A 2,006-nucleotide genomic window follows, 5' to 3' on the forward strand; every position below is an offset into this window, starting at 1 on the left:
GGTGATATCTTTCTGCGCGTTGAAGGCCACGCTACCGCCACCGGGCAACCCGCCGTCGCCGGTTAAATTCCCTGCTTTTACCTTCGCATATACCTGCGGCACCAGCACGGTCTGCTGCGTGCCGTCCGGTAGCGTGACTCTGATTAACAAAGCGCGAACCTGTCCCGGCCAGGCAGTGGCTGTCACCGCCGACTTTCCGCTGCCGGTCGCACTCAGTACAACTGCTGTATTCACCAGCAGGAAAATCCTTTCGTTACCGGTTTTAGCGGGGATACGGGCGAATCCGGAAGACAGACTGAAGCCGGGCTAACGCGGATTCACAGCATGCAAGTCCGCCCGCAACAGTATTACAGATGGCCACAGGAAAAAGGGATAAGTGAAATGCAGCCCGGAAAAAAAACCATCCGTTTTTCAGAGACACCCCGCAGTTTATTGCCTAGCTTTCGCCGAAGTTACACAGCAAAAGGTGTATATTTAAACAGGTGAAAACAGAACAGGAAGCACGTAACGAGGGATTATTAGCGCGGGATGAAGGTTGGTGGAACACCAACAGCCCGCTGACCACAACCAACTGATAAGGAGTTGATTATGGCTGAGACACATCATAAGCCAGAGACGCACACACAACCCGCCTTTATACCGTGGGTTATGTCAGCGACGCGAAGTATCAGCCCGTTCCGGCTGTCACGCTGAAGGGCCACTGGCTGAAGGAGATGGGTTTTGATACAGGGACGGCGCTGGAGGTGAAAGTTTTACCGGGCTGTCTGATACTGGCCGCGCAGGAGCCACTGCCGGAACTACCCGCAGAGCCGGAGGTGGTGACCACCCTGAGGAGGGACTGTAAGAAGTTTTCTGACCGTAAGCAGCGGGAGATCGCGGCGTTTATCGAACTGGTTGCCACGCCGCAACGGCGACTGAGAAGTGGCTGTAACTGACTGGTGTACAAAGTAAAATCCCGGCTCAGCGGCCAGGATTTATATTTATACTACTAATTGCTTTAAATATTTAAATGGAGCCTCATTTATATCTAAGTTCATCTCTTTAGCTAGGTTGGCTATTTTTTCATATTCGTCTGAAGTTATCGCAGTATCATATTCACTTATATGATCACATAATATTTCAAAGGCAAGTGGCTCTTCATTGTACTGGATATAATCTAAAGCACCTTCAATCAAAGAAGGCTCTAAACGATCTTCAAGATTTTTTCCTAATTGAGTAATTCTGTTACCAAACATTTATATACTCCTTTCTATTTTTTTATTGGTTTAGACTGTACTGGAATAGGCTTACTATCAGGGAATGCTGTTATTATTCTTCCGGTAGCTGGTTGATATACAACACGAAGTCTTACACCATCTCTAATTTCATAAGCAACCCATTTTGCTGGATCTCCCTTGCTAGTATATAACCCACCAGTACCTGTCTGCGCATACCATTGAGTACTAGGTGAAGTAGCAATATCCCCTATTTCATGAACAACCTTTTCTGCGGTCCAATTCGACGGGAATGTTGTTTTTCCTGGGTTTCCAGGGAATATATGTCCACCACTCGTAGGGCTATCTCCATATAATATATGCTGTTTCGCTTCAGAAGACAGAATGTCTGTATAGTCATTACCATTCCTTACTGTGCCAGTTGTATCCTTATAAGGCAGTGAATCCCCGTCATATTTCCCACCAGGATGCTCAACATTAGTAACCGTTTTATCCGGTTTTGTACTAAATTCACCTTCGCCTGATTTCCAGGCTGATGGCGGCATGTCAGGTATAGCCTTCCCGGTTTTCGAGACAACCTTGGTAAGAACTTTCTCCGTCAGTACCGCGCCACCTTTAGCAACACCTGCACCACCAGCCAGCAGTCCGGCAATATCCGTTACCAGCTTACCGCCTTCAACACCTGCATTAAACGACCCGCTGGCTCCGGCTTTCTGGTACTCCGCTTCCATATGATCAATACGGTCAATATAGGACTGCTTCACCGCATCCGAGACGTTACCTAACACATCG

Annotated in this window: 4 protein-coding genes; 1 reads left to right on the forward strand and 3 read right to left on the reverse strand. The window is 47.9% G+C overall.

The window, feature by feature from the left end; genetic code table 11:
* Positions 1–234 (reverse strand): hypothetical protein (locus AAH446_RS19580; protein WP_342908343.1); only part of this gene is annotated, 234 nt, incomplete at its 3' end.
* A 407-nt stretch (positions 235–641) separates the two neighbouring features.
* Here AAH446_RS19580 and AAH446_RS19585 point away from each other — a divergent pair.
* A complete protein-coding gene (locus tag AAH446_RS19585; protein WP_342908344.1) occupies positions 642–935 on the forward strand; it encodes a SymE family type I addiction module toxin in 294 nt (97 codons plus the stop codon).
* 45 nt (positions 936–980) lie between these two features.
* Here the strand turns inward: AAH446_RS19585 and AAH446_RS19590 are convergent, their stop codons facing one another.
* Positions 981–1,235: a MafI family immunity protein gene (locus AAH446_RS19590; protein WP_342908345.1), complete on the reverse strand. Its 255-nt coding sequence runs from the start codon at positions 1,233–1,235 to the stop codon at positions 981–983.
* Between the two features lie 14 nt (positions 1,236–1,249).
* The coding region (locus tag AAH446_RS19595) for an EndoU domain-containing protein (protein ID WP_342908346.1) at positions 1,250–2,006 on the reverse strand (757 nt) is incomplete at its 5' end.

This window comes from Erwinia psychrophila, from assembly GCF_039023475.1.
In the GTDB taxonomy this organism is placed as follows: Bacteria; Pseudomonadota; Gammaproteobacteria; order Enterobacterales; family Enterobacteriaceae; genus Erwinia.